The sequence below is a fragment of the Streptomyces sp. JNUCC 64 genome, from assembly GCF_054484115.1.
This window is the reverse complement of sequence record NZ_CM137015.1, coordinates 5432969-5452626: the sequence shown is the minus strand read 5'-3', so window position 1 is coordinate 5452626 and position 19658 is coordinate 5432969. Positions and strand designations below refer to the sequence as shown.

At 74.3% G+C, this 19658-nt stretch carries 18 protein-coding genes, 1 tRNA gene and 2 pseudogenes; 11 read left to right on the top strand and 10 right to left on the bottom strand.

What is annotated here, in order from left to right; translation table 11 throughout:
- Positions 1–128: 128 nt before the first annotated feature.
- The gene (locus tag ACVWNX_RS22695; RefSeq protein ID WP_454409454.1) at positions 129–1097 is read right to left on the bottom strand and encodes an aspartate racemase/maleate isomerase family protein; all 969 of its coding nucleotides are present in this window, start codon (positions 1095–1097) and stop codon (positions 129–131) included.
- Between the two features lie 248 nt (positions 1098–1345).
- On the opposite strand from ACVWNX_RS22695, the gene ACVWNX_RS22690 reads away from it, so the two are divergent.
- The 8 genes from ACVWNX_RS22690 (at position 1346) to ACVWNX_RS22655 (ending at position 9317) form a co-directional block, all read left to right on the top strand.
- Positions 1346–2695, top strand: a complete 1350-nt coding sequence (locus ACVWNX_RS22690; RefSeq protein WP_454409453.1) for a DUF418 domain-containing protein — start codon at positions 1346–1348, stop codon at positions 2693–2695.
- A 112-nt stretch (positions 2696–2807) separates the two neighbouring features.
- Positions 2808–4349 (top strand): amidase, encoded by a 1542-nt coding sequence (locus ACVWNX_RS22685; RefSeq protein WP_454409452.1) that lies wholly within the window; start codon positions 2808–2810, stop codon positions 4347–4349.
- Positions 4350–4912: 563 nt separating this feature from the next.
- Entirely contained in the window at positions 4913–5782 is an 870-nt protein-coding gene (gene ehuB / locus ACVWNX_RS22680; RefSeq protein ID WP_454414889.1) for an ectoine/hydroxyectoine ABC transporter substrate-binding protein EhuB, read from the top strand.
- The gene (ehuC, locus tag ACVWNX_RS22675) at positions 5779–6468 is read left to right on the top strand and encodes an ectoine/hydroxyectoine ABC transporter permease subunit EhuC (protein WP_454409450.1); all 690 of its coding nucleotides are present in this window, start codon (positions 5779–5781) and stop codon (positions 6466–6468) included. The genes ehuB and ehuC overlap by 4 nt, the downstream gene beginning before the upstream one ends.
- Positions 6469–6593: 125 nt before the next feature.
- Positions 6594–7256 (top strand): ectoine/hydroxyectoine ABC transporter permease subunit EhuD, encoded by a 663-nt coding sequence (ehuD, locus tag ACVWNX_RS22670; protein ID WP_454414888.1) that lies wholly within the window; start codon positions 6594–6596, stop codon positions 7254–7256.
- A gap of 73 nt (positions 7257–7329) precedes the next feature.
- On the top strand, positions 7330–8085 hold the full coding sequence (gene ehuA / locus ACVWNX_RS22665; protein ID WP_454414887.1) for an ectoine/hydroxyectoine ABC transporter ATP-binding protein EhuA: 756 nt from the start codon (positions 7330–7332) through the stop codon (positions 8083–8085).
- 339 nt (positions 8086–8424) lie between these two features.
- On the top strand, positions 8425–9174 hold the full coding sequence (locus tag ACVWNX_RS22660; RefSeq protein ID WP_454409448.1) for an IclR family transcriptional regulator domain-containing protein: 750 nt from the start codon (positions 8425–8427) through the stop codon (positions 9172–9174).
- Positions 9175–9243: 69 nt separating this feature from the next.
- Positions 9244–9317 (top strand) — tRNA-Lys (locus ACVWNX_RS22655).
- A 129-nt stretch (positions 9318–9446) separates the two neighbouring features.
- Here ACVWNX_RS22655 and ACVWNX_RS22650 read toward each other — a convergent pair.
- Genes ACVWNX_RS22650 through ACVWNX_RS22630 form a run of 5 tightly spaced genes read right to left on the bottom strand, consistent with a single transcriptional unit; the run spans position 9447 to position 12640 of the window.
- Entirely contained in the window at positions 9447–10241 is a 795-nt protein-coding gene (locus ACVWNX_RS22650; RefSeq protein ID WP_454409446.1) for a DUF2785 domain-containing protein, read from the bottom strand.
- An 11-nt stretch (positions 10242–10252) separates the two neighbouring features.
- Positions 10253–10759, bottom strand: coding sequence for a GNAT family N-acetyltransferase (locus tag ACVWNX_RS22645; protein WP_454409444.1), 507 nt, complete (start codon positions 10757–10759; stop codon positions 10253–10255).
- On the bottom strand, positions 10756–11601 hold the full coding sequence (locus ACVWNX_RS22640) for a serine/threonine-protein kinase (RefSeq protein ID WP_454409442.1): 846 nt from the start codon (positions 11599–11601) through the stop codon (positions 10756–10758). Before ACVWNX_RS22640 ends, ACVWNX_RS22645 begins: the two co-directional genes overlap by 4 nt.
- Positions 11565–12221, bottom strand: coding sequence for a hypothetical protein (locus ACVWNX_RS22635; protein ID WP_454409440.1), 657 nt, complete (start codon positions 12219–12221; stop codon positions 11565–11567). The genes ACVWNX_RS22640 and ACVWNX_RS22635 overlap by 37 nt, the downstream gene beginning before the upstream one ends.
- Entirely contained in the window at positions 12218–12640 is a 423-nt protein-coding gene (locus tag ACVWNX_RS22630; RefSeq protein ID WP_454409438.1) for a hypothetical protein, read from the bottom strand. Before ACVWNX_RS22630 ends, ACVWNX_RS22635 begins: the two co-directional genes overlap by 4 nt.
- Positions 12641–12841: 201 nt before the next feature.
- On the opposite strand from ACVWNX_RS22630, the pseudogene ACVWNX_RS22625 reads away from it, so the two are divergent.
- From ACVWNX_RS22625 to ACVWNX_RS22615, 3 genes and pseudogenes are all read left to right on the top strand, one after another.
- Positions 12842–13060, top strand: a pseudogene (locus tag ACVWNX_RS22625) (helix-turn-helix transcriptional regulator); the annotation flags it as partial.
- A gap of 192 nt (positions 13061–13252) precedes the next feature.
- Positions 13253–14203 carry an XRE family transcriptional regulator gene (locus ACVWNX_RS22620; protein ID WP_454415049.1) on the top strand — a complete coding sequence of 317 codons (951 nt, stop codon included), beginning with the start codon at positions 13253–13255 and terminating at the stop codon, positions 14201–14203.
- Positions 14200–15012: a class I SAM-dependent methyltransferase gene (locus tag ACVWNX_RS22615; RefSeq protein ID WP_454409437.1), complete on the top strand. Its 813-nt coding sequence runs from the start codon at positions 14200–14202 to the stop codon at positions 15010–15012. Before ACVWNX_RS22620 ends, ACVWNX_RS22615 begins: the two co-directional genes overlap by 4 nt.
- A 25-nt stretch (positions 15013–15037) precedes the next feature.
- On the opposite strand, the gene ACVWNX_RS22610 is transcribed toward ACVWNX_RS22615, so the two are convergent.
- From ACVWNX_RS22610 to ACVWNX_RS22595, 4 genes and pseudogenes are all read right to left on the bottom strand, one after another.
- Positions 15038–15505 (bottom strand): DUF3592 domain-containing protein, encoded by a 468-nt coding sequence (locus ACVWNX_RS22610; protein WP_454409436.1) that lies wholly within the window; start codon positions 15503–15505, stop codon positions 15038–15040.
- Positions 15506–15596: 91 nt separating this feature from the next.
- Positions 15597–16199, bottom strand: coding sequence for a lytic polysaccharide monooxygenase auxiliary activity family 9 protein (locus ACVWNX_RS22605; protein WP_454409434.1), 603 nt, complete (start codon positions 16197–16199; stop codon positions 15597–15599).
- Between the two features lie 194 nt (positions 16200–16393).
- Positions 16394–17521, bottom strand: a pseudogene (locus ACVWNX_RS22600) (SPFH domain-containing protein); the annotation flags it as partial.
- Positions 17522–17907: 386 nt separating this feature from the next.
- Positions 17908–19599, bottom strand: coding sequence for a peptidoglycan-binding protein (locus tag ACVWNX_RS22595; protein WP_454409433.1), 1692 nt, complete (start codon positions 19597–19599; stop codon positions 17908–17910).
- Positions 19600–19658: the final 59 nt, after the last annotated feature.

Below are 19658 nucleotides of genomic sequence, written 5' to 3'. Positions count from 1 at the left end.
GGTGGGCGGCCCGCCCCGGACGGCCGGGTCAGTCCACCGGGGTCCGGGGCGCCGGGCTCGGTACGCCGGGGTTCAGTACGCCGGGTCTGGTACGCCAGGTCCGGTACGCCGGGTCCGGTACGCCGGGTTCAGTCCACCGGGACCTGCACCAGGGGTTCGCGGGTGAAGAGCGCGCCGAGGCCGGGGGCGTTCACCCGGCGGTCCGCCAACCGCAGCGCCTCCCAGACGGTGACCTGGTTCGCGGTGAGCACCGGCTTGCCGATGAGCCGCTCCAGGGCGACGACGTGGGAGACGGTGGCCAGCGCGGTGCCGGGGACGAGGACGGCGCCCGCGTCGGGGTGGTCGGCGGCGCGGACCAGGGCGGCGAGCCGCCGCCCGGCGTCGGGGGCGTCCGACGCGCCGGGTGCGTCCGGCACGTCCGGTGCGTCTGGTGCGTCTGGTGCGTCTGGTGCGTCCAGCACGTCTGGTGCGTCCGGTGCGCTTGGCGCGTCCCGCCCGTCCGGTGCTCCCCGTCCGTCCCGGGCGCTCTGTCCGTCCCGGGCGTCCTGTGCGTCCCGCGTGCCCCGTCCGTCCTCCGTCACGGACACCACCGCCAGGCCCGACTCCGCCACCAGGAACTCGGTGAACCGCGCGGTCGGCCCCGGCCCGTACACGGAGGCGACCGCCACCCGGCGCGGCGCGAGTTCCGCCAGGGCGTGGACGAAGCCGAAGGAGGTGCTGGAGGCGGGCAGTCCGGCGGCCAGGGCCAGCGCGCGGACCTGGGCGTGGGCGCCCTCCGCGCCGAGCGCGAAGCCGGGGCCCGCCCAGACGACGGCCTCGGCGCCGGACAGCCGCAGTTCCTCGGCGAGCGCGGCGAGCCGGTCGCCGTCCGGCGGCACCGGGACGGCGTCCGTGGTGAGACCGGGGCCGTCCGGGCTGACGGGGGCGGTGAGGGCGGTGGGTCCCGTGGGGGCAGCGGGCCCGGTGGAGGTGATGGGTCCGGTGGGGGCGCCGTCGGCCCGGACGGCGTGGAGCCTGACCCCGCCGAGGAGCTGTTCCGCGCGGACGTAGTCGTCCGCCGCGGTCCCGCCCGGGTACAGGAATCCCAGTGAGGTCACGTCGTGCCTCCTTCGCGGCCGGGCGGGGGTGCGCCCTCCTCCCAGGATGCCCCGGGGGCGGGCCCGGCGCGACGGCCACCGGGGTGGCGCGCCGCCCGCGCACACCCGCGCACCACCCAGGCGCCGCCCGCGCACCGCCCGGGCACCACTTGGGGCTGACACCCAGGTGTCGGGTACATCCTTTGGTGTACGGCCGGTTCGTCGCTGATCACGACGTCCTCGCGCACCGGGGCCGAAACGATGGTCACATGACCGAGACACTGCCCTCCCGTCCGTCGGACCGGAGCGCGTCCGCCCCGCCGGAAGCGGCCCCCGGCACCTCCGGCCCCCCGGGTTCCCCCGGCACCTCAGACGCCTCAGACGCCTCCGGCACTCCCGACGCGTCCACCGCTTCCGGCACCCCGGCCACCACCGGCACGGCCGACCCGTCCGCTCCGAAAGCCGCCCCGACCGCGCGGGCGCGCAATCCGCTGCTGGACGTCCTGCGGGGGGTGGCGATCCTCGGCACCCTCGCCACCAACGTGTGGATCTTCGCCTCCCCGGGAGCGGAGGGCGGGGTCATGGCGGACACCGACGGCTCCTCGCCGGACTCCTTCCCGGAGATCGTCGAGAGCGTGGTGCGGCTGCTGGCCAACGGCAAGTTCCTGTCCCTGCTGACCGTGCTGTTCGGGGTGGGGCTCGCCATCCAGTACGCCTCGGCCGCCCGGCGCGGCCAGCCCTGGCCGGGCCGGTACAAGTGGCGGGCGCTGTTCCTGTTCGCCGAGGGGACGGTGCACTTCGCGCTGGTCTTCGCGTGGGACGTGCTCATGGGGTACGCGGTCACCGCGCTGTTCGTGGCCTGGCTGCTGACCCGCTCCCAGAAGGCCCGCGACCGGGTGATGTGGTGGGCCTTCGGCCTGCACCTGACGGCGATGACGGTCCTCACCGTCGGGCTGTTCCTGATCGAGGACGAGAAGCGGGACACCCGCGCCGAGCAGGACGTCATCGACCTGTACGCGCATGGCGGCTACCTCGACCAGATCGCCTACCGGATGGAGAACGTCCTCGAACTGCGGCTGGAGCCGGTGCTCTCCTGCGCGCTGCTGGTCTTCCTGTTCCTGCTGGGCGTGCGGCTGATGCGGGCGGGCGCCTTCGCCGCCGACGAGACCGGGCGCCGCATCCGGGGACGGCTGCTGCGCTGGGGGCTCGGCGTCGGCATGCCGCTGTCGGTGGCGCTGCCGCTGGCGGGCTCCGAGTTCATCCTGCTGGACCGGTACGTGGCCGGACCGCTGACCGCGCTCGGCTACCTCGGACTCATCGGCGTGCTCACCGAGCGGGCGACCCGCGCCGGCCGCGACGGTCCGCTGCTGCGGGGGCTGACCAACGTCGGCCGCACCGCCCTGTCCGGATACGTCCTGCAGAACGTGTTGTGCGTGCTGGTGGCGTACGGGATCGGGCTGGGCCTCACGCACCGGCTCGGGGACGACGCGTGGCCGTGGTACCCGCTGGGGCTGTGGGCGTTCGTGTGCGCGGTGCTGATGGTCGGTTCGTCGCTGTGGCTGCGGCGCTTCTCCACCGGTCCGCTGGAGGCGTTCCAGCGGTGGGCCCTGCGCCGCTGAACGGGTCCGTCCGGGACGTCCGCCGGGGCGTCCCGGACGGGGTGGATCGAAGCGTCCGGGGCTGGGTATGCCTGTCGCGGGACCGGGGGGCGTGGTGACCGGGAGGGGTGTCATGCGTCAGCTCGCGCGGCTGTCGGCGGTACGGATGCTGGAGGGGTACCGGACGGGTGAGTTCAGCCCCGTCGAGGTGACGGAGGCGGTGCTGCGGAGGGCCGAGGAGATCCAGCCCGCCGTCAACGCGTACGTCCGGCTGGACGCGGAACGGGCGCTCGACGCGGCCCGGGCCTCGGCCGGCCGCTGGCTGCGCGGGGAGCCCGCCGGGCTGCTGGACGGGGTGCCGGTGAGCGTCAAGGACATCCTGCCCCAGTACGGGGTGCCCACCCTGCGGGGCTCGCGCACGGTCGACCCGGCGGCCCGGCTCGCCGACGACGACGCCCCGGCGGTGGCCCGGCTGCGGGAGCACGGAGCCGTGCTCACCGGCCGGACGACCACCCCGGAGTTCGGCTGGAAGGGCGTCACCGACTCCCCGCTGACCGGAATCACCCGCAACCCGTACGCCGTGGACCGCACCCCGGGCGGTTCCAGCGGCGGCAGCGCGGCGGCCCTGGCGGCGGGCGCGGGGCCGCTGTCGGTGGGCACCGACGGAGGCGGCAGCGTCCGCATCCCGGCCGCGCTGTGCGGGGTCGTCGGGGTGAAGCCCACGTACGGGGTGGTTCCGGCGTATCCGGCGAGCGCGTTCGGCACCCTCTCCCATGTGGGTCCGATGGCCCGGGACGCGGCCGACGCGGCGCTGCTGCTGGACGTGCTGAGCGGCGCGGACCCCCGCGCCTGGGACCGGTCCGCGCCCGCCCGGGAGCCGTTCCGCCCGGTGGGCGACCCGGACCCGGTGGCGGGGGTGCGCGGGCTGCGGGTCGCGTTCTCGCCGACGCTCGGCGGACAGGTCGCGGTGCGGCCGGGGGTGGCCGCGGCGGTGCGGCGGGCGGTGGAGCGCCTCGCGGGCCTCGGCGCGTACGTGTCGGAGGCAGACCCTGACCTGGCCGACCCCGTGGACGCCTTCCACACCCTGTGGTTCAGCGGCGCCGCCCATGTGACCCGGGGGCTCGGCGCCGCGCAGGTGGAGCTGCTGGACCCGGGGCTGCGGGCGGTGCGGGCCGCCGGGGCGCGGGTGTCGGCGGCGGCGTATCTGGCCGCCCGGGACGTCCGGGCGGACCTGGGACGCCGGATGGGACTGTTCCACCAGCGGTACGACGTGCTGGTCACGCCCACCCTGCCGCTGACCGCGTTCGCGGCGGGCGTCGAGGTGCCGCCGGGCAGCGGGCTGCGGCGCTGGACGGGGTGGACCCCGTTCACCTACCCGTTCAACATGACCACCCAGCCCGCCGCGAGCGTCCCGGTGGGGCTGGACGCGGACGGGCTGCCGGTCGGCCTGCAGATCGTCGCCGCCCGGCACGCGGACCGGACCGTGCTGCGGCTGGCGCACGCCCTGTTCGCGGCGGGCGTCGCCGGGGTCCCCGCACCCTCCGGACCCGGTTCCGTGGACGCCCCCGCCCTCCACGACGGTCCGGCCCTCGGTGACGGCACCGCCCCGCACGGCGCTCCGGCCCGCCACGACGGCGACGGCACCCGGACCGGCGCCGACCACGCCACGGGCTGAACGGCCCGGGGGACGGGCCGGGCCGCACAGGGACGGAACGGACGACGGACCCGGGGACCGGACGAGGGCGGGCCGGGCGACAGGCCGGGGAGCGGGCCACGGTCCCAGGGGCGGGCCGGGCGGCAGACCGGGGAACGGTCCTGGAACGGACCGCCGCCGGACCGGGCGACGGATCGGGGACCCGGCCTGGGGACGGACCGGGGACGGACCGGACGGCAGACCGGGTAACCGGCCACGGTCCCAGGGCCGGGCCGGGCGACAGGCCGGGGTAACGGGTCCCGGCGCCGGACCGGGAACGGCCCCTGGAACGGCCCGGGGACGGGCCGGACGGCGGACCGGGGCGTGATCCCGTCCGCATGGGACGGGCGGAACCGGGTAGCCGCGCGCCCATGGCCCCACCGCAACGAGACACCCCGGCGCACGGACGCCCGCCCGGTACCGGTTCCGGTTCCCCCACCGGCACCGACCCCGGGCCGGGCGCCGCCCCCGGCTCCCGTACCGGCCCCGCCCGGCGCGCCTCCTCGGCCCGGGCCCCGGCGGCGGAACCGGAACCGGGGCCCGGGATACCCGGGCCCCGACCGCGTCGCCGGGCCCTGCTCGCCGGGGCCGCCGGGCTCGGCGCGGCCGGGGCGCTGGGCGCGGCGGGCTGCTCCCGGGTGCCCACCGGCGACACCCTGGCCCGGCTGCGCTCCCAGGGCTCGGCCCGCCTCGGGATCGCGGGCGAGGTGCCGTACGGGTACGTCGACGAGGAGGGCGAGTTCACCGGGGAGGCGGTGGAACTCGCCAGGATCATCTTCCGGCGGCTGGGGGTGCCCTCGGTCCGCCCGGTGCCCACCGACTTCGGCTCGCTGATCCCCGGGCTGAAGGCCCAGCAGTTCGACGTGGTCTCGGCCGGGATGTACATCAACCGGGAGCGCTGCCAACAGGTGATCTTCGCCGACCCCGAGTACCAGATGCTGGACGCGTTCATCGTCCGCCGGGGCAATCCGCTGGGGCTGCGCGACTACCCGGACGTGGTCCGCCGCCGGGCGCGGTTCGGGACCGGCGCCGGATACGCGCAGGGCGGCAACGCGGTCGCCGCCGGGTACCCGGAGCGGGACGTCGTCGTCTTCCAGGACCAGGTGGCCGGGTTGAACGCCGTGGAGTCGGGCCGGATCGACGCGTTCGGCGCCACCGCCCTGACCGCCCGGCAGGTCACCCGGCGCAGCCGCCGCGCCGAGGCCACCGGGGCGTTCGCCCCGCTGGTGGACGGGAAGCGGCGGGTCGACGGCGGCGGCTTCACCTTCCGCCCCGCCGACACCGCCCTGCGGGACGCCTTCAACCGGGAGATCCACGCGATGCGCGGGAGCGGCGAGGTCTTCCGGGTGCTGCGGCCGTTCGGCTTCACCAAGGCAGAGATGACCGACCTCACCGCCGCGGAGCTGTGCTCATGACCGGCGGACTCTGGCAGAACTGGATGCTCCCCGGCATCTGGACCACCCTCCAGCTCACGGCGTACAGCGCCGCCCTGGCCGTCGTCGTCGCCTTCGGGGCGGGCGCCGCCCGCGTCCACCGGCTGCGGACCGTGCGGTTCCTCGCCGGGTTCTTCATCGAGGTGTTCCGGGGCGCCTCCGCGCTGATCCTGATGTTCTGGCTGTTCTTCGTGCTGCCCCAGCTGACCGGCTGGTCGCTGGTGCCGATGTGGGCCGCCGTCCTCGCGCTCGGCCTCTGCTACGGGGCGTACGGGGCCGAGGTGGTGCGGGGCGCGCTGAACGCGGTGCCGTCCGCGCAGGCCGAGGCGGGGCTGGCGCTCGGCTTCACCCCCTGGCAGCGGCTGCGGCTGGTCCTGCTGCCGCAGGCGCTGCCCGAGATGCTCCCGCCGTTCTCCAACCTGCTGATCGAACTGCTGAAGGGAACCGCCCTGGTGTCGCTGCTCGGCATCGGCGACGTGTCGTTCGCCGCGTACCTGGTCCGGCTGGCGACCCAGGACAGCGCCCGGGTGTACGGGATCACCCTGGTGGTCTACTTCGTGATCGCGTTCGTCCTGGCCCGGGGCATGACGGCCCTGGAGCGCCGGGTCCGGGCGACCACCGGCCGGACCCCCGTACCGGCCGCCACGGACGGGGGCTCCCCCCGATGACCGCGCCCGTCACGTCCGCCGTGCCCACCGGTCCCGCCACGTCCACCGGGCCGACGGGCTCCCCCGAACCGACCGCGCCGACCGCGCTGGCCACGCCGACCGAGCCGACCGAGCCGACCGAGCCGATGGCCCGGCCGGACGCCTGGGACTGGTCCGCCGTGGCGGACTTCCTGCCGCACTTCCGGGACGGGGTCCTCACCACCCTCCAGGTGCTGGCGCTCGGCTCGCTGATCTCGTTCGCCCTGGGACTGGTGTGGGCGCTGGCGCTGCGCGCGCCGACCCGCTGGGTCCGCTGGCCGGTCGGGGCGCTGACCGGGTTCGTCCGGAACACCCCGCTGCTGGTGCAGCTGTTCTTCCTGTTCTTCGTGCTGCCGGAGTGGGGCGTCCAGTTCCCGGCGCTGACCACCGGCGTCCTCGCGATCGGACTGCACTACTCCACGTACACCGCGCAGGTGTACCGCGCGGGCATCGACGGCGTGCCCGCCGGGCAGTGGGAGGCGGCCCGCGCGCTGAGCCTGTCGCGCCGCAGGACGTGGACGGCGGTGATCCTGCCGCAGGCCGTGCGCCGGGTCGTCCCGGCCCTCGGCAACTACGTCGTCTCGATGCTGAAGGACACCCCGCTGCTCGCCGGGATCGGGGTGCTGGAACTGCTCCAGCGGGCCCGGCTGGAGGCGGCCGACACCTTCCAGTACACCGAGGCGCTGACCGTCGTCGGGATCGCGTTCGTCCTCATCTCCTATCCGTCCTCCCTGCTGATCCGCACCCTGGAGCGCCGCCTTGTCCACTGATGACTCCACCGCTTCCACCGCGTCCGCCGCGTCCACCGGGGGTCCCGCCGCCGACGGGCCGGACGGCGAAGGGCTGGTCCGGTTCGAGGGGGTCACCAAGCGGTTCGGGGACACGACCGTCCTCGACCGTCTCGACCTCACGGTCGGCCGGGGCGAGCACGTCACCCTGATCGGGCCGTCCGGCTCCGGCAAGACGACGATCCTGCGGCTGCTGATGACCCTGCTCGCCCCGGACGAGGGCCGGATCCGGGTGGGCGGGAGGTGGCTGACCCACGAGGAGCGCGGCGGGCGGCTCGTCCCGGCCCGGGAGAAGCACCAGAGGGAGGTCCGCAAGGACATCGGCATGGTCTTCCAGCAGTTCAACCTGTTCCCGCACATGAAGGTGCTGCGCAACCTCACCGAGGCCCCGGTGACCGTCCTCGGGCTCTCCCGGGACGAGGCCGAGCGGCGGGGCCGGGAACTCCTGGACCTGGTCGGCCTCGCGGACCGCTGCGACGCCTACCCGGGCCAGCTCTCGGGCGGCCAGCAGCAGCGGGTCGCCATCGCCCGGGCCCTGGCGACGCGCCCCCGGGTGCTGCTGCTGGACGAGGTGACCTCGGCGCTCGACCCGGAGCTGGTCGCCGGGGTGCTGGACGTGCTGCGGGACGTGGCGCGCTCCACCGACGTCACCCTGCTGTGCGTGACGCACGAGATGGCGTTCGCCCGGGACGTCTCCGACCGCGTGATGATGTTCGACCGGGGGCGGATCATCGAGTCCGGACCCCCGGAGCGGATCTTCACCGCCCCGGAACACGAGCGGACCAGGGAGTTCCTGCGGGCGGTGCTCTGAGCCGGACGTCTCGGCGCCTCCCCCAGGCCCCGTGCCACGGGCACCGCCACGGGCTCGCGCCCGGTCGCACCGGGGCTCCGGACGGCACCGGACCACACCTGACCGGACCCGGACCCGGACCGGATCGCACCGGACCGCCCCGGGTCACTCCGGGTCACTCCGACGAGGGGCGCGGACCATGCCACCGTCCCGTGCCGATGGACCATCGCCGCTGATCGGAGCGTTCGGACGGCGTCAACTCCGCTCCCCGATCTCCCCGAGACCCCCCTTCGGCACTGCCCCGGCGGCTATCGTGGACCGTGCCCAGCAGCATGACCGGGACCCGTCCAGGGGGACGCAGTGGCGCTTCAGCACGAGCCGACCGCCCCGTACCGCTCGGTGCAACGGGCCCTGCGGATACTCGATCTGCTCTCCCGGCGGCCCGGCGGGGTCACCGAGGCGGAGCTGTCCCGGGCGACCGCGTCCGGAGGTCCCCCGCTCACCGGACTGCTGCGGATGCTCCGCCGCGAGGGGTACGTCCTGCAGACCGCCGACGGGGCGTACGTCCCCGGTGCGGCCCTCGGCCGTCTCGGCGGCGGGCCCGGCGACGGCCGGGTCCCCCTCCAGGACACCCTCGACCGGCTGCGGACCACCGTCGGCGCGGCCGTGTACGTCGGCCGCTACCAGGACGGGGAGATCCGGGTCCCGCACCGCGCCGACGGCCCGGACACCCCCGGCGCCAACGAATGGGTGGACTTCCGGTCCTCCGGGCACGCCAGCGCCGTCGGCAAGTGCCTGCTGGGCCAGCTCGACGCCGAGGCCCGCCGCGACCACCTCGCCCGGCACCGGCTGCCCCGGCTCACCTCCCGGACCGTCACCGACGAACGCGTCCTGGTGACCCGGCTGACCTCCCAGCCCGCCACGGTCCCCGTCCTCGACCTCCAGGAGTACGCGGTCGGCACGGTGTGCGCGGCCGTCCCCCTGACGGCGGGCGCCGCCGTGGGCTGCCTGGCCCTCTCGCTGCCCGTCGAGCGCACCCATCTGCTGCGACCGGCGGCGGACGCCCTCAACACGGCGGCCGCCTCGGTACTGCTGGCGCTCACCCTCTGACCCCGTCGGCCCCGTCCACCGGCGGGCGGGAGCACCCCCGGGGACCGGGTATGATTTTCCCGTCAGCAGGCGCCGCTAGCTCAGTTGGTTAGAGCAGCTGACTCTTAATCAGCGGGTCCGGGGTTCGAGTCCCTGGCGGCGCACATGACCTGGGCGTCCTTCCTTCGGGAAGGGCGCCCAGTTGGTTTCCCCGGCCGTTTCCCTAGCGTTTCCGCTGGTGAGCGGGGGTACGTCCCCGCGAAAGCCCCGCGCCCACCAGCGGTGGTACGACGTCAGCCGAGGTACTTCACATCGCTCGCCAGCGCCTCGACGATCCCCCGCTTGACGCGCTCGCGGTGCGGGACCGGGAGCGCGGGCCGCTCCGGACACGGCGGGACCCCGAGGTCGACCAGGACGTAGAGCGCCCGCAGGGTGCGCAGCGCGTTGGAGACGTACGCCGGGGTGGGGCCCCTCGGCACGGACCGCAGCGCGGCGGCGACCCCGTCGAGCCAGCCGACGGAAGCGTCCTCGCCGAGTCCGGGGTGGGTGAGGGTCAGCGCGATGCCCCGGGCGAGCCGCTCGTCCTCCCGCTCGGCGTACAGGTGGTCGGTGGGCACCGTGAGCCGCGCGGCCGCGATGTCCAGCACCCCGACCGGATCGATCCCGGGATGGCGGCCGAGGGCACCCAGCAGATCGGCGCCGTGCGCCACGGCGTGCAGCCACCCCAGCCGGGCGTCGTACCCGCGCGGATCGCTCTCCGCCGGGTACCAGCGGGCGAACGCGTCCAGCCACTCCCGGCGGACGGCCCCCCGGCTGACGATCATGTCCAGGACCAGCGGCGCGAAGGCACGGGCCTCGGTCCGCGCGTCGGTGAGACGGGCCGCCATGGTGTCGCCCAGCCGGATCAGACGGTCGCCGTCGATGACGCCGCGCTCGATCCAGGTCTCCAGCACGACGTACGGATACCCGTCGCGGACCTCCGGATCAGGGTCCCCCAGACACTCCGCCAGCTCCGCGACGAGCGCGTCCGGATCACCCCCGGCGGGCAGCGCGCAGTCCTGTGCGCATATCTCGTACCAATCAGTCACGATCGGGGAGATTAGCCCGCTTCGGTGGGTGTGACCAGCGAATATCCAGGGCGACGGCATACCGCCGGTCGGATCTCGTACAGGGCGGAGCCCCTCTCCGTCCTGATGTGTGAGAACCCGGCTTTGAGGAGTACCCGTCCGGACGCGGGATTGTCCTGGTGGTGTTTGGCCCTCACCACCGTGAGGGGGCGGACGTCCTGGACGAGCGCCAGGAGGCCGGACACCGCCCGGGTGGCGTACCCCTTGCCCCAGGCATCCGGTCTGAGGAGGTAGCCCAGCGACCCCTCGTCGCGGACGACGCGCAGTTTGACCACCCCCACCAGACCGACAGCCGTCTCGACACCGAGGGCGAACCGGGTACGGGGAGACTGACCCACCGCTGTGACCGCGCTCTCCACGAAGGACCGCGCCTCGTCCGCGCCCATCGGCCCCCTGCCGAGGTACCTGACCGTCTCGGGGACGTAGATCCGTTGGACAGCCCCTTCGTCGCCCCGTCTCAGTTCCCGCAACCGGATCATCTGGTCACCCCGTCCAACGCGGCACCGAGTTCGGCCGCGGTGGGCCGATCGGCCGCACCCGACATCAGCACGGAACGGAGGACCTCCTGGAACCCGGGCCACGGTGACGCCTTCGTGAGGGGCAGCCTCCCCGTCGCGATGGCATCACGCAGACCATCGGGTCCGGCCGCCCTCCTGTCGACTCCGAACGCCCGGTAATCAAGCGGCCAGTCCCCGGTCGCGCAAGTCCACAACACTCCCGCCAGGGCGTACACCTCGGCGGAACGGGACGTGGTGACCGGCTGCGGCCCGGTGGAGATCCAGGCGGCAAGCTCCGGTGCCATCAGATGGACCATGGTCCCGGAGAAGGCCGTCCAGGGGCGGGTCCCCTCCCGGTGCGACCAGGCGAAGTCGATGAGCCTCACGCCCGCCACACCGTGGAGTCCGTGCGTGGGCTGCACATCTCCGTGGACCCACCCCAAGGCGTGGAGACCAGCGACCGCGCCGCACAAGTCGACCGCACCGGTCAAGGCGAGGGGGCTTCCCTCGTTTCCCGCCCGGACGCTTCGGAACAGCTCCCATGTCGACGGTCCGGTGAACCACGGGGAGACGAACCAAACGGCGCCATCCGCCTGCCCCGTCATCACGGTGTACCCCGGCAGCTGATCCAGGACGGACGCCTCACGTGCCGTCGCCTCGATGGCCTCCCCCGTCCCGGCCTTGATGACGACAGCCTCCTTCTCCCCGGTGGCCTTCCACACGGTGGCACCACGCCGACGGGTGACCTCCCTCAGCTCCACCGGTCCACAGACGGCTTCGGCAGCCCTCACCGCGTCCTGGGGGCAGGAAGCGATCTCGCCCATGCCCGTACCGCCTTCCAGTCACAGGGGACGTCGGCGAACACGTCCCGTCCGTCGTCCTCCGCGGTGGCCAGGGCCTCGGCGAGGACCGGTGTGTCCTTCAGGAACCACGGATCGCGGCCGCGCACCGCCGCCCGCACCGAGAGGAAGGAGAACGGAGAAGGCGGAACGCTCCGTCCCCGCCGGTCCCTCTCCTGGCCTCCCTCGGCGAACTTGCCGAACATCACGCCAACAGGACCGTAGAGGTTTTTGAGGGCCCAGTGCGGCCACGCCATCAACGCGGAGGGAGGGAATCCGGCGTTCTCCCCCATGATGACCACGTTCTCACAGGCGAGGGCCCCACCGGACCGGCCCGTCAGAGAACGCAGCCGCTCCGCCGCCCGCACTCCGCCGTGGAACAACTCCGCCTCGACCGCGTACGCGGATGCTCCAGGGACGATCTCGTAGACGGCCCAGACGGTCATACCCCCGGCGCGGGAAGGACCGAGGAACGGACAGTGCCGGGCCATCGCCTCGACGTAGTCCCGCACGTCGACGCTCCGTGGTGCCTCCGACCCGGACTCCACGAGGCGGAGCGCCCCGGCCGTGGGCCGGGACACTCCGCCCTCAGGCGCGGTGTTCACCCGTCGTTCCGCTCCGGTGCCGTGTCGTCCCCGTCGCCGGGGCCCGGGTGGGGCGCGCAGTCCCACACGGCGACCACGGTGCCGTCCCTCCAGTACCGTGCCAGGGCCCCGGTGTCCAACGTGCCGTCCACGTCCGTGAACCAGAGCTCGGGAAGCGGTCCGTACTCCTCCTCGTACTCCCGCACCCAGGTGACCGGGCCCTGACCGGACCGCTCTTGGTGGAAGAGCTCCCGTCCCGCGTGCTCACGGGTGAACTCCCGGTGCTCCGGAGCGTCCCCAGCGAGTAGGTGCCATACGGCGTCGATCGCACCGGAGAACATCTCAGGCGCGGTGAGCCCGGCGTCGAAGCGCCGACCGGCGATCCTGAAGAACCTTCCCAGCTCGACCTTTTCCAGGTCGCGTTCGGTGACACCAGTCATACGATTCCTCCCACAAGGCCGGGAGCACGCTCACCGGTAGAAGTCCGGGGCATGCGGGACAGGGATCCTCCTGTGGTTCCTCCACCGCGAAAGGAGGACGTGCTCCACGAAACCGCCTCCTGACGACCGGGAACAGAGCAGAATCGTGGAGTCGGTGCCGCATGCGTGCCGCACACCCCGGCGTGAGCTGGGGGAACACGGGTGGCAGACCCAACGGCGCAGAGGGGGCGGGCACCGGTGCCGGGTAGACGGACTCGGTTCATCCAGCGAAGGAAAGCCGTTGGCCACACCCAGGAGTCACTGGCCGAGGCCCTCGGGGTCGACCGCACGACGGTCGGGCGATGGGAGAGCGGGCGGGTCGCTCCTCAACCGTGGCTGAGGCCCGGACTCGCCCGGGTCCTCAAGGTCGACCTCGACGAGTTGGCGGCATTGCTCCCCACGGACACCCGTCCGAGCGGTCGAGTCGACTCAGCCCACGCGGAACACCCGGAACTCGCTGACGCACCGTCAAGATCCACGGCACCCGCTCCGGTGGGCGCGGGGCTGTTCGAGGCCGTGCGGACGGACGCCGCCGACTCCGCGTCGTTCATACGCTTCGCCAGCCTGACCAATGTGGACCCCCTCGCTCTGGAACAGATCGACGCTGACATCGCGCGGCTGGCCAGGCGTCTCGTCAGCCAGCCGGTCACCACGCTCTTCCCGGAGATCTCGACGTTGCGCCACACGGTGTTCACGCTCCTCCAAGGGCGTCAGCGGCCCGGCGAGACGCGTCGTCTTTACCTGGCCGCCGGGCGGCTGTGTGGACTGGCAGCACATGTCGCTCTCGATCTGGGTCAGTTCGCCGTCGCCACCACGCACACCCGTACGGCTTGGCAATGCGCCGAGTCCGCCGACGACAACGCGTTGCGGTCCTGGGTGCGTTCCGTCCAGTCCCTGCTGGCCTACTGGCAGCAGGACCACGATCGGGCCGCCGACTTCGCGTGGTCCGGCCTCCAGCACGCGCGGGCCGGTACGGTCAGAGCCCGGCTGCTGAGCCTGTCCGCGCGGGCCGACGCCGCCCGTGGCCACCGGCCGGAAGCCCTGTGGGCGATCGAGGCGGCCAAGGACGCACGGCAGGGGCACACCGATCCGCCCGAGCTACCCGGGGTCTTCGCCTTCCCCGAGGCCAAGCAGTGGACCTACGCCGGAACCACCTTGCTGACGGTCGGCGGCCGACGCCGGACGCGAGACGCGGTGGAGGCGTCGACGCGGGCGATCGTCGCCTACCGCACCGCTCCGGAAGAGGACCGTTCGTCGGGCGACTTGCTCGCGGCCCGCCTCGACCTCGCCACCGCTCACCTCGCCCATGGTGACCTCGACGCGGCGGGTGACGAACTGGCCGTGGTGCTGGACGCCCGGCCGGAACGGCGCACGGCGAGCATCTCCCGCCGGCTGCGCGCTTTCGGCGCCCTCCTGGACGGACCCGCCCACACAGGCTCGACGGCTGCCCGCAGCCTTCGCGACAGCGTCGAAGCGGCGGCTCGCCGTTCCCTCCCCACGGACCACCCGGAGAGCGTTCAGTGACCTCAGCGGAACCATGGAATCCCGACGTGACCGATCACGGGGTGCTGACCCGCGCCGCCTACGGCGATCAGCGGCATCTGGCCGCACGGCAGTCCCTCTACCGATGGCAGCGGCCGCGCCACGACCTGCCGGGCATCGTCGTCCGGGAACTGACGGGCGTCGACGGCCCGGTGCTGGACGTGGGATGCGGCAACGGACGGTACGTCGAGCGACTGCGCCGGGAGCGGCCCGGGGCACCGGTGGTGGGGCTCGATCTCGCCCCGGGCATCCTGGCCGGAATACCGGGGCCGGTGGTCGTCGCTGACGCCGCGGCGCTCCCGTTCCCCGACGACGCCGTCCGGGGCGTCCTGGCGATGCACATGCTTTACCACGCGCGGGACGTGCGCGGCACGGTCACCGAGCTGGCCCGGGTCCTGGAGCCGGGCGGCGTCCTGATCGCCTCGACCAACAGCGGCCACGACAAACCGGAGCTGGACGCGCTGTGGCGGCGGGCGGCGGGAGACGTGCTCGGCGTTCCGGACGGCCCCGCCCGGGTCTCGCTCAGCGCACGCTTCACCCTGGAAGACGCCCCCCGGATCCTCGGCGCGGCCTTCGACGACGTCCGGGTCCGGGAACTGCCCGGGGTGATCGAGGTCACCGACGCGGAGCCGGTCGTGGCACATCTGGGCTCGTACGCGGCCTGGGCCGGGCAGGTGGGCGTGCCGTTCGGTGAGACCGTCGACCGGGCCCGCGAACTGGTCACCGCCGCCATCCGGCGGGAGGGCCGGTTCCGTGTCACGTGTCTGGGCGGAATCCTCGTCTGCCGGTGACCGGACGGGACCGACGGCCGTCCCGTCAGCCCGCCACGGAGCTGGCGACCCAGATGAACACCCCGCCGAACGCGACGATCAGCCCGCAGAACGCCAGCAGCGCCACCGCGCCGAGGGTGTTGGCGACGGGGGACGGCCGGTCGGCCGTGGCCTTCTCCGGGTCCTCGGGGTCGTAGTGGACGGGGACGATGTCGCCCTCGACGATCAGCCGGGAGGCTCCGACCTCCTCGAACCGCACGGTGCGGCCGTCGGCGGTGGTGAACTCCAGGAGGTAGTGGTGGAGGGTGCTCGTCCGCTCGCCCCCGCGGACGCTCGTGTGGACGCGCAGGCATCTCGCCTCGGCGACCAGCCCGTCCCAGGCCCGGCTGCGGGCGCGGGCCCGCTGGACGACCGTCGCCGCGATGAAGACGGCCACGCCCGCGATGAAGAACGGAATGATGTAGAAGAACAGTTCCATGAGGGTCCCCCCGTGCTGGTTTCTCGTGTACGTCACGCGGCCACGGGTGACGTACGGGACCAGCCTAGGCGTGGGGGGTCACGGGGGGACCCGGGGAAGGTACGGATCACGTACCGGTGTCAGAGCGTCAGAACGTGACGTCCGAGCAGGCGTAGAACGCGTTCGGGGTGTCGTTCACCGTCCACACCGCGAGGATCACGTGGTGGCCGGACTTGCCGGAGGGCACCTGACCCGAGTGGGAGAGGGTCCACGGCGGACGCTGACCGTTGTACGGCACCGTCAGGAACGGGGTGGATTCGAGGGCCGCCCGGGTCAGCGGGGCGTTCTCGTTCCAGCCGTCCTTGGTGATGTAGTACTTGAAGTCGGTCGTGGCGTGCGCGGCGGTGAACTGCCAGCGGAAGTTGTAGCTCTGGCCGCCGGTCAGCTTGGTGGTGGGCCAGGCGTTGCCGTTGGGCTGCTTGGGGTGGTCGAGGGCGCTGAAGCCGCCGATGCCCGCGGAGCAGATCTTCCCGTCCTGCGGTCCGCGCGCGGGGAAGCCCTTGAGCCCCTCGACGCTCTGCGGCTCGTACTGGATCGAGCCGCAGCCCTTGACGATGCCGCCGTTGCCGCAGGCCTTCTGACGGCTCAGCGGCTGGTCGGTGTATCCATGGCTGCTCGCACTACCGGTGGCGAAGGACATCGCGCCGACGGTGGCGAGGCCGAGCATGGCCGCGTAGATCTTTTTTCGCATGCTGCCGCTCCTGAAGAACGTGGGGGTTCCGTGAGGCGTACGCACTGTTGCTGTGGTTTTGCGGTCTAGACCAAGTCCCAGGTTATGAGCGTTAGTTGAACATGTCCATACCAAGGATGGCGTCAATCCGGTCACCCGTGGTCACGGCCGTGGGAGAGTCCCGGAACGCCCCGGAACCCCCCACGGCCCCGCCGCTACTGGGGGTCGACCGCGCCCCGGCCGGTGTAGAAGGCCACCGTCAGGTCCTTCACCAGCGCCTTGCGCTCGTAGTCGTCCAGCTCGACCAGCCCCCGCACGGTGAGCCGGGTGACCGTGTCCTCGACGGAGTCCACCACCGAGGTCAGCACCGAGTCCCGGTGCTGCGCGTCGAGCGCCGCGATCCGCCGCCGCTGCATCGCCGCGGCGACCTCCGGGGCGTACTCGATCCGGGTGGGCTGCGCCGAGAACACCTCGATGCCCACCGGCAGGGCGTCCGCCGCGATCCGCCGGGTCAGGGCGTCCCCCACCGCCTCCGCGTCGCGCAGCGTCGGCGCGTCCTCGTGGAAGGCGTCGGCCGGCAGCTGGGACAGCACCCGGGCCATCGCCGCCTCGACGCACTCCCGCAGGTACTCCCGGTGGTCCTCCACGGCCAGCGCGGCCCGCGCGGTGTCCCGGATGCGCCACACCACCAGCACCACCACCCGCAGCGCCACCCCGTGGGCGTCCACCACCGGCATCGGCTCGCTGCGCCAGTGCCGCAGCCGGACGTCCACCCGGCGGCGCAGCAGCAGCGGGTTCACCCACACCAGCCCGGTGCGCCGGACCGACCCCCGGTACCGCCCGAAGAGGGTGAGCACCCACGCCTGGCCGACCCGGCCGCGCGCCAGCCCGCCGAAGCCGAACAGCGCGAGCGCCCCGGGCAGCGCGATCAGCGCCCAGTGCCCGGGGCCCAGCACGGCGGGGGCCCCGGCGGCGTCGGTGCCGGAACGGGAGGAGACGGCGTCCAGCGCCCGGCCCAGCGGACCGGCCCCGGTCCCGTAGCCGGGCAGCCCGAACAGGTCGACCGCCCCGGACGGCAGCGCGCCCGCCCACCACAGCCCGAGGACGAGCCCGACCGCCCCGACGGCTCCGCCGAGCACGCCGAGCACACCGGGCAGCGCCCGGCCCGGCCGGTCCACCAGCGTGGGATCGGGTGCCGGTACCGGCCGTCCGCCGTCCCCCCAGGCGTCCTCCGCCCGGGCCGCCCGGCCACGGGACCCGGTCGGCCGCCCGGCGCGGGCGGCGGGGGCGCGGTCCGCGGGACCGTCGGCACGTCCGCCGTCCCGGTCCGCGCCGGGCCGCTCGCGGTCGCGGTCGGCCGGGGCGGCGCCCGCCGGGGTGCGGGGCTGCTCGCCGGTGCCCCGGCGGCGGCCCACCACGGCGGGGGCCGCCGGGACGGGCGTTCCGGTGACGTCCTCGCGGAACAGCAGATGGACGGGGATCTCGGTGGTCGACTCGTTGTGGATCAGCCGCGCCGGACGGGGTCCCGCCTCCTCCGGGCGGACCGGGCGCGAGGGACGCGCGGGGCGTGACGTACCTGCCCCTGCCGCCCGGACCGGCTCCGGCGACGCGGGCGGCTGGGAGGCCGGAGCGGGCGCCGCCGACCGGGAGGACGGTGCGGGCGCCGTCGGCCCGGAGGCCGGGGCGGGCGCGGGGGGCTGGGGGGTCGCTGGACTCATCCGTGCCTCCGTCATGAGAAGAGCCGCCGCCAGGTCTCCGGCCCGGGGTAGCCGTCGGCGTCCCGGCCGCGCCAGCCCTGGGCGCGCTGGAACGCCTCGACGTTGCGCCGGTCGCTCTCGCCCCAGCGCGGTCCCGGACCCCGCGAGTAGTGCGCGCCGAACCCCTTCCGCTGGAGCTGCTTCCCCAGCCGGGTGACGTGCGCGTTGCTCTGCCCGGGGCGGAAGTGCCCCCGGCCGGGGAACGCCCGGTCGTCCGTGCCGGGCCGCGCCGAGGCGCCCGGACGGGAGCCGCCGCCACCGCCCGTGGGAGCGGTCCCAGCGGCCCGGGGGATGTCCCGGCCCTTGCCGCGCTTCAGATAGTCCCAGGTGGCGGGGCCGGGGATGCCGTCCGCGGCCGGGCCGGTCCAGCCCTGGGCGCGCTGGAACGCCCGGGTGGCCCCGCGGTCCGCGTCGCCCCAGTCCGGACCCGGACCGCTGCGGTAGAAGCGGGCGCCGCCGCGCTCCACCAGCATCCGGCCCAGCTCGGTGACATGGCGGTTGCGGGCGCCGGGGCCGAAGCTGGCCGCGCCGGGGAACGCCGTCCCGCCCGGCGGGGTGGTGGCCGTCGGACCCGACGCCCCGCCGCCGTCCGGCTTCACCCCCCGGTAGCGGTAGGGGACGTAGCGGTCCTTGTTGTTCCAGTAGGGGTAGGGGGTGGACCGCTTGACGGTCCTCGGCGGGGTCTGTTCGTAGGCGATGTAGTGCTGACGCGTGTAATCGGTCCAGCCGCCGAAGATCGTGACGTGTGATCCCCGGTTGGGGTTGGCCGGGTCGTGGAACAGCAGCATGTCGCCGGGCTTCAGCTGGTCCTTGGTGATCCGGTCGGCGAACCGCGCCAGACTGCCCGTCCACTCGTTGCTCTTGAGGCCCCAGACCATCGAGACGAACCCCGAGCAGTCCTGGCGGTAACCGTCGGGCCAGTACTTGGTCATGCTGTACGGGACCCGGGCGTCGACCCAGGTCTTGGCCCGTCTGATGATCTCGGCCCGGGTGACGGCGGGGTAGCCCGTCGCGACGGGCGTGGCGGACGGTTCCGGGGTGGTGGCCAGGGGGCCGAAGAGCGGGCTGACGGCACCCTGCGGAGCCGGGCCGCCCACCGCCCCCTCCACGTCGGCCGCCGCGTCGGGGGCGTCCACCCCACCGACGCCGTCCGGGGCGTCGACGCCGTTCGGGGCGGCCGGCCCGTCCGGCACGCCGTTCGGGTCGCCCGGGTCGACCCCGTCACCGGTGCCGTCCGTGCCGTGCCCGCCGTCCGCGTCCGTCGCGCCGGGGGCGGGGACCCCCGGGGCGGGGGCCGGGGCCGTCGGAACCGTCGGGGAGGCCGCCGTGACGCGCGGGATGTACGGGACGGCGGGGTCCTCCGGCGGGGCGGGGGCCAGCGCGGCCGCTCCGGCGCCGCCGAGGAACGCGGTGGCCTCCCCGGCCGGGCCGGTCCCCCGGTCCAGCGGGCGGTACTCGGCCGCCACCGCGGTCAGCTGCGAACCGCTGAGGACCGTTCCCGCCGCCGCCGCGAGGACCAGCGCCTGACGCCGCGCCCCGTGCGCCGCCGGGTCGCCGCCGAGCCGGACCGGCACTCCGCGCGCCGCGGCCCGCCGCCGGTCGGCGCAGCCCGGACAGTGGCAGTCGCTCGCGGGCGCCACCTCTTCGAAGACGGGAGCGTCCATTCGATTCCCCTCACACACCGGATTGACCTCCGCGCGCATCCGCACAGGGCGTCAGCTTC

What these genes read in the sequence shown, in the direction of transcription:
- ehuC (WP_454409450.1), top strand. Translation starts at nt 5,779, where the DNA reads ATGACCGGCGGACTCTGGCAGAACTGGATGCTCCCCGGCATCTGGACC.
- ACVWNX_RS22685 (WP_454409452.1), top strand. Translation starts at nt 2,808, where the DNA reads ATGCGTCAGCTCGCGCGGCTGTCGGCGGTACGGATGCTGGAGGGGTAC.
- ACVWNX_RS22645 (WP_454409444.1), bottom strand. Translation starts at nt 10,759, where the DNA reads ATGATCCGGTTGCGGGAACTGAGACGGGGCGACGAAGGGGCTGTCCAA.
- ACVWNX_RS22595 (WP_454409433.1), bottom strand. Translation starts at nt 19,599, where the DNA reads ATGGACGCTCCCGTCTTCGAAGAGGTGGCGCCCGCGAGCGACTGCCAC.
- ACVWNX_RS22630 (WP_454409438.1), bottom strand. Translation starts at nt 12,640, where the DNA reads ATGACTGGTGTCACCGAACGCGACCTGGAAAAGGTCGAGCTGGGAAGG.
- ACVWNX_RS22640 (WP_454409442.1), bottom strand. Translation starts at nt 11,601, where the DNA reads ATGGGCGAGATCGCTTCCTGCCCCCAGGACGCGGTGAGGGCTGCCGAA.
- ehuD (WP_454414888.1), top strand. Translation starts at nt 6,594, where the DNA reads ATGGCCCGGCCGGACGCCTGGGACTGGTCCGCCGTGGCGGACTTCCTG.
- ACVWNX_RS22690 (WP_454409453.1), top strand. Translation starts at nt 1,346, where the DNA reads ATGACCGAGACACTGCCCTCCCGTCCGTCGGACCGGAGCGCGTCCGCC.
- ACVWNX_RS22605 (WP_454409434.1), bottom strand. Translation starts at nt 16,199, where the DNA reads ATGCGAAAAAAGATCTACGCGGCCATGCTCGGCCTCGCCACCGTCGGC.